The sequence below is a fragment of the Actinophytocola sp. genome (genome assembly GCF_045807065.1).
Taxonomy (GTDB): domain Bacteria; phylum Actinomycetota; class Actinomycetes; order Mycobacteriales; family Pseudonocardiaceae; genus Actinophytocola.
In genome coordinates this window covers 1-6,505 of the sequence record NZ_JBJMIE010000148.1, presented here as the reverse complement: position 1 = coordinate 6,505, position 6,505 = coordinate 1, and the positions used below count along the sequence as shown (strand labels likewise).

The window sequence follows — 6,505 nt, the reverse complement described above, 5'->3', positions numbered from 1 at the left end:
GTCGATCATGGTCTGGATCGACCGGATGTCGGTGAACGGCGGCAGCACCGCCACCTCGACCTTGTCGTAGTACTTCTCCGGCAGCGCGAACGCCAGCTTCTGCACCAGGGCGATGGCCTCGAGGTGGTTGAGGTTCATCTTCCAGTTGCCGGCGATTAACGGCTTGCGGGCCATCAGCTCTTCTCCAGGACGGCGATGCCCGGGAGGTCCTTGCCCTCCAGGTACTCCAGCGACGCGCCGCCGCCGGTCGAGATGTGCGAGAAGCCGTCCTCGGGCAGGCCCAGCGCACGCACGGCCGCGGCCGAGTCGCCGCCGCCGACCACGCTGTACGCCTTCGAGTCCACGATGGACCGCGCGACCGCGCGGGTGCCCTCGGCGAACGGCGCCATCTCGAACACGCCCATCGGGCCGTTCCAGAAGACGGTCGCCGCGTTGGACAGCACCGTGCCGTACTTCGTGGCCGTCTCCGGGCCGATGTCCAGGCCCAGCCACTCGTCCCGGATCTCCTTGACCGGCACGGTCTCGGTGGTTGCCGCCGCGTCGAACCTGTCCGCGATCACGACGTCCTTCGGCAGGAGGATCTTGTTGCCCGCCTCGCCGAGCAGCCGCCCGCAGGTGTCGATCATGTCCTTCTCGAGCAGCGACCTGCCGACCTCGAGGCCCTGCGCGGCAAGGAAGGTGAAGCACATGCCGCCGCCGACGAGCAGCCGGTCGACCTTCGGCAGCAGCGACTCGATGACCGCCAGCTTGTCCGACACCTTGGAGCCGCCGAGCACCACCACATACGGCCGGTCCGGCGAGCCGGCCAGCTTCCGCAGCACCTCGACCTCGGCCAGCACGAGCCCGCCCGCGTAGGCCGGCAGCAACCGGGCCACGTCGTAGACCGACGCCTGCTTGCGGTGCACCACCCCGAAACCGTCGGACACGAACGCGCCGCCGTCACCCACGAGCGCGGCCAGGTCGCCGGCCAGCGCGGCCCGCTCGGCCTCGTCCTTGCTGGTCTCGCGCGGGTCGAAGCGGATGTTCTCCAGCAGCGCGACCTCGCCGTCCGCCAGACCGTCCACGGTGGACCGGGCGGAGTCGCCGACGACGTCGGCCGCGAGCGTCACGGTCGCGTCGACCAGCTCGTTCAACCGGGCCGCGACCGGACCCAGCGAGTACTTCTCGTCGGGCACGCCCTTCGGCCGGCCGAGGTGCGCGGTGACCACGACGCGCGCGCCCGCGCCGGTCAGCTTGCCGATCGTCGGCACCGAGGCACGGATGCGGCCGTCGTCGGTGATCCGGTCGCCGTCGAGCGGGACGTTCAGGTCGGCGCGCAGCAGCACGCGCCGACCTGACACACCCTCGGCGAGCAGGTCGTCGAGCGTCTTCATCCGACCCCTCAGAGCTTCGACGCGACGAGCGCGGTCAGGTCCGCGAGGCGGTTGGAGTAACCCCACTCGTTGTCGTACCAGCCGTAGACCTTGACCTGGTTGCCGATGGCCTTGGTGATCGGCGCGTCGTAGATGCAGGACGCCGGGTCGGTCACGATGTCCGAGGACACGATCTGGTCCTCGTTGTAGCGCAGGATGCCCTTGAGCGGGCCCTCGGCGGCGGCGCGGTAGGCGGCGTTCACCTCGTCGACGGTGACCTCCCTGGCGAGGTCGACCGTGAGGTCGGTGATCGAGCCGGTCGGCACCGGGACGCGCAGCGAGTAGCCGTCGAGCTTGCCGTTCAGCTCCGGCAGCACCAGGCCGATGGCCTTGGCGGCGCCGGTGGAGGTCGGCACCACGTTCAGGGCGGCGGCACGGGCGCGGCGCAGGTCCTTGTGCGGGCCGTCCTGCAGGTTCTGGTCCTGCGTGTAGGCGTGGATCGTGGTCATCAGGCCCTTCTCGATGGTGAACGCATCGTGGAGGACCTTGGCCAGCGGGGCCAGGCAGTTGGTGGTGCAGGAGGCGTTGGAGATGATCGTCTGCGAGCCGTCGTACAGGTGCTCGTTCGCGCCGATCACCACGGTGAGGTCCTCACCCTTGGCCGGCGCGGAGATGATGACCTTCTTGGCGCCGCCCTCGTCGACGTGCTTGCGCGCGTCGTCGGCCTTGGTGAAGAAGCCGGTCGACTCGATGACGACGTCGACACCCAGGTCCTTCCAGGGCAGCTTGCCCGGGTCGCGCTCGGCGAGCGCCTTGATGGTCTTGCCGTCGACCTCGATGCCCTCGTCGGTCGCCTTGACCTCGTACGGCAGGCGGCCCAGGATGCTGTCGTACTTCAGCAGGTGGGCCATGGTCGCCACGTCGCCGAGGTCGTTGAACGCCACGATCTCGATGTCGTGCTGACTGGCGGCCACCGCACGCCAGAAGTTGCGGCCGATCCGGCCGAAGCCGTTGACGCCTACTCGAACCGTCACCGTGCGTCTCCTCATGCTCGTCTCGTCTGAGGGCCCAGCTCACCCTAGTCCCTGAGGTTTGCCTGGTGATGGGTGTGCGGGCGACTTAACTGTATCGAATCAGTTGCACGGCTTTCATGCGGGTCGGGCAGACCTGCGGGACTTTTCCGACCGGGTCCGTATCTGGGTGCCCGGTACCCACTCTTGTTCCTGTGTAGGGGGGCGCTGGGAGCGGTGGCTGGGTGGGGGATGCCCTGTCACCGGGGAGCGCGCCACAGGGGGAAGGCAGGGTTCGCCTGACTGCGTGGGGGTCAGTCAGGCGGGCCCTGCACGTGTTTGCCGCGCGTGTCCAACACTGCGGACCCGTGAGTCCGACGAATCCGGTCGCCTGGCCCGTCCGCGACGGTTGAACTCACCGGTCACGCGGGTTGGACACGCGGGTCGTCAGGGTTGGACACGCGGGTCAGACCTCTGCTTCCAGCATTTCCGCGGTGACCGCGGACTCGGTGTCCGGGAGGCCCAGCTCCTTCGCGCGCTTGTCGGCCATGGCGAGCAGGCGGCGGATGCGGCCGGCGACGGCGTCCTTGGTCATCGGGGGGTCGGACAGCTGGCCCAGCTCCTCCAGCGACGCCTGCCGGTTGGAGAGGCGGAGCTTGCCCGCGGCGCTCAGGTGCTCCGGGGCCGAGGCGCCCAGGATCTCCATGGCCCGCTGGACGCGTGCGGCCGCCGCGACCGCGGCACGGGCCGAGCGGCGCAGGTTGGCGTCGTCGAAGTTGGCGAGGCGGTTGGCCGTGGCGCGGACCTCGCGGCGCATCCGGCGTTCCTCCCACGCCAGGACCGAGGTGTGCGCACCGAGGCGGGTCAGCATCGCCCCGATGGCGTCGCCGTCGCGGACCACGACCCGGTCGGCCCCGCGGACCTCACGGGACTTGGCCTGGATGCCCATCCGGCGCGCGGCCCCCACCAGTGCCAACGCGGCCTCCGGGCCGGGACAGGTGATCTCCAGCGCGGACGAGCGGCCCGGCTCGGTGAGCGAGCCGTGCGCCAGGAACGCACCCCGCCAGGCGGCTTCCGCGTCGCACGCTCCCCCGGACACGACCGCCGCCGGCAGCCCCCGGACGGGCCGGCCGCGCTGGTCGAGCAGGCCGGTCTGCCGGGCCAGCCCCTCGCCGTCCTTCACGACCCGCACGACGTACCGGGTGCCCTTGCGCAGGCCGCCGGACGCGAGGACGTGGATGTCCGCGTTGTGCCCGTACAGGTCGTGGATCTCCTTGCGGAGCCGGCGCGCGGCCGCCCCCGTGTCCACCTCCGCCTCGACGACCACCCGGCCGCCCACGATGTGCAGCCCGCCCGCGAACCGCAGAAGGGACGACACCTCCGAACGCCGGCAGCACGTCTTCGAGACGGCCAACCGGATCAGCTCGTCCTTGACCGCCGCGGTCATCGCCACGATGACAGCTCCTCTCCCACCACGCGCGCCCCCTCCCACAGGGGCCCGCCTCCCACGCAGGCGTACATCCCACCATCAACCACCAGATCACTCCCGGTCATACCCGAACATCTGCCCGGAAGGCTCTGCTATGGACTCGCACCGGGCGGCCGGCACGCCGCCCGCGTGCCCGCCGTGCGGTGGGACATGCGATGGAAGACGCGTTTTCCCGGCCACTGTGACGAACAACGCGCCACTTCGCCGCCCGCCGCCGCGGGAGGTGCCACCGCCACCGTGCTCCCTCCCGCCCGTTCCACTCGCCCTCCCGCCCTACCCACGCCGAGCCGACTCCGAGCCGGCACCAGCCGGCGCCGGCTCGGTCAGCCGGCCAGCGCGCCCCGGAGGCTGTCCGCCAGCGCGGCCGGGTCGTGCCGCTCCCGGGCGCCGACGGTCGCGATCGCGTCCAGGCGCAGCCGGGCGCCCAGGGACTCCGCGGCGGTGCGCAGCCGGTCCGGTGTCGACACCGAGTCGACGTCGGCGATGACCGCGTCGACGCGCAGCCGGGGGGCGTGTTCGCAGAGTACGTCGAGATGGCGCTCCGGGGAGAAACCCGCGGTTTCACCCGGTTGGGGGACGAGGTTCAGTACCACCATGCGGGACGCGGGGGTGTCGATCAGCGCCTCGTGCAGCTCGGGCACCAGCAGGTGCGGCAGCACGCTCGTGAACCACGACCCCGGTCCCAGCAGCACCACGTCCGCCTCCAGCACCGCCTGGACCGCCGCCTCGCACGCCTTCGGCGCCTCGCCGCTCACGGTGTGCAGCCTGATCCGCTGGACCTGGCCGGGCGTGGTCGCGACCGCCACCTGACCGCGGATGCGGCGCACGGCGGCGGGGTCCTCGTCCAGGCCGATGACGTCCGCCTCGATGTCCAGCGGCTCGCCGCACATCGGCAGCACCCGGCCCGTCAGGCCCAGCAGGCGCGCGGCCTCCGCCAGCGCCGCGACCGGGTCGCCCAGGATCTCCAGCAGCGCGGCCAGCACGAGGTTGCCCACCGCGTGCCCGGCGAGCGCACCGCTGCCGCCGAACCGGTGCTGGAACACCGTCGCCCACAGCGAGTTCTCGTCGCCGTCCCCCGCCAGCGCGGCCAGCGCCTTGCGGAGGTCCCCGGGTGGTAACAGCCCGAGTTCGCGCCGTAACCGACCGGATGACCCGCCATCGTCGGCGACCGTGACCACCGCGGTCACGTCCGGTGTCAGCCGCCGCAGGGCCGACAGCGTCGCGTGCAGTCCGTGTCCTCCCCCGAGCGCGACGGCCCTCACTCGCGCCCCAGGTCCCGGTGCACCACCTTCACCGCCATGCGATCCTCGTCCGCCAGGCGCCGGGACAGCTCCTCGGAGATCGCGACGCTGCGGTGCTTGCCGCCCGTGCAGCCGATGGCGAGGGTCAGGTACCGCTTGCCCTCGCGGCGGTAGCCGGCGCCGATGAGCCGCAGCAGCTCGTGGTAGCGGTCCAGGAACTCCTCCGCGCCCTCCTGGGTGAGCACGTAGTTGCGCACGTCCGCGTCCTTGCCGGTGAGGTCCTTCAGCTCCGGGATCCAGAACGGGTTCGGCAGGAACCGGACGTCCATCACCAGGTCGGCGTCCATCGGGATGCCGTACTTGTAGCCGAACGACAACACGGTGACCTTGGTCGACGTGGCCGTGTCGGAGCCGAACGCGTCCTCGATCTTGGCGCGCAGCTGGTGCACGGACAGCGTCGAGGTGTCCAGCACCAGGTCCGCGTCCTCGCGCAGCGGGCCGAGCAGGTCGCGCTCGGCCTTGATCCCGTCGATCAGCCGGCCGTCGCCCTGCATCGGGTGGCCGCGGCGGACCTGCTCGAACCGGCGGACCAGCACGTCGTCGGTGGCCTCCAGGAACAGCACGCGCGGCTTGTACCCGCTGGCGTCCAGGTCGCGGATGATCGAGGCCAGGTCGTCGGTGAACGCGCGGCTGCGCACGTCCATCACCACGGCCACCTTCGTCACCGCGCCCTGCGCCTTCGCGCCCAGCTCCACCATCGTGGAGATCAGCTCGGGCGGCAGGTTGTCCACGACGAACCAGCCCAGGTCCTCCAGGCACTTGGCGGCGGTGCTCCGCCCCGCGCCGGACAGGCCGGTCACCACCGCGACCTCCACGCCCTGCGCGTGGTCCTCAGGCGTCTCGGTCACTGTTCCGCCTCCCGGAATTCACACTTCTGGTCCCGTTGAGGGACGAAAGGTTCTGTTTGGCCACGTACTCGTGGCCGGCTTGCGTCACGTTCCCCCGAGGTGCGGTCGCGAAGCCGTGAGTCGACACAAGAGGCGTCATGGCTTCTCCTCCTTCTCGGTTTCGGCTGCCAAGGCACTGTGTACCAGGGCCGCGGTGTGGGCGCCGATTCCCGGTACACCGCTGATGTCGTCCACGGACGCCTGGCGTAACCGCTTGACCGACCCGAAGTGCTTGAGCAACGCCGCCTTGCGGCTCTGACCCAGCCCGGGGATGCCGTCCAGCGCGGAGGTGGTGAGCCGCTTGGACCGCTTCTGCCGGTGGTAGGCGATGGCGAACCGGTGCGCCTCGTCGCGGACGCGTTGCAGCAGGTAGAGGCCCTCGCTGGTGCGGGAGAGGATGGTCGGCTCCGGGTCGGCCGACAGCCAGACCTCCTCCAGCCGCTTCGCCAGCCCGATCACGGCGACG

7 protein-coding genes are annotated in these 6,505 nt (G+C 71.1%); all 7 read right to left on the bottom strand.

Annotation, left to right across the window (positions count from 1 at the left end; genetic code table 11):
- A partial coding sequence (locus ACJ73U_RS08695; protein WP_407777028.1) for a triose-phosphate isomerase occupies window positions 1-174 on the bottom strand: 174 nt, incomplete at its 3' end.
- Complete coding sequence (locus ACJ73U_RS08690; RefSeq protein WP_407777027.1) at window positions 174-1,373, bottom strand: phosphoglycerate kinase; 1,200 nt, start codon at window positions 1,371-1,373, stop codon at window positions 174-176. The genes ACJ73U_RS08690 and ACJ73U_RS08695, both read right to left, overlap by 1 nt.
- Window positions 1,374-1,381: 8 nt before the next feature.
- A complete protein-coding gene (gene gap / locus ACJ73U_RS08685; RefSeq protein WP_407777026.1) occupies window positions 1,382-2,386 on the bottom strand; it encodes a type I glyceraldehyde-3-phosphate dehydrogenase in 1,005 nt (334 codons plus the stop codon).
- 442 nt (window positions 2,387-2,828) lie between these two features.
- Window positions 2,829-3,815, bottom strand: coding sequence for a DNA-binding protein WhiA (gene whiA / locus ACJ73U_RS08680; RefSeq protein WP_407777025.1), 987 nt, complete (start codon window positions 3,813-3,815; stop codon window positions 2,829-2,831).
- A 359-nt stretch (window positions 3,816-4,174) separates the two neighbouring features.
- The gene (gene yvcK, locus ACJ73U_RS08675; protein ID WP_407777024.1) at window positions 4,175-5,113 is read right to left on the bottom strand and encodes a uridine diphosphate-N-acetylglucosamine-binding protein YvcK; all 939 of its coding nucleotides are present in this window, start codon (window positions 5,111-5,113) and stop codon (window positions 4,175-4,177) included.
- Entirely contained in the window at window positions 5,110-6,000 is an 891-nt protein-coding gene (gene rapZ, locus ACJ73U_RS08670; protein ID WP_407777023.1) for an RNase adapter RapZ, read from the bottom strand. The genes yvcK and rapZ overlap by 4 nt, the downstream gene beginning before the upstream one ends.
- Window positions 6,001-6,135: 135 nt before the next feature.
- Window positions 6,136-6,505, bottom strand: a 370-nt coding sequence (locus tag ACJ73U_RS08665; protein WP_407777022.1) for a helix-hairpin-helix domain-containing protein, incomplete at its 5' end; no start/stop codon positions are given.

Bases quoted from the DNA above. Each gene is read 5' to 3' on its own strand.
- ACJ73U_RS08690 (WP_407777027.1), bottom strand. From the start codon at position 1,373: ATGAAGACGCTCGACGACCTGCTCGCCGAGGGTGTGTCAGGTCGGCGC.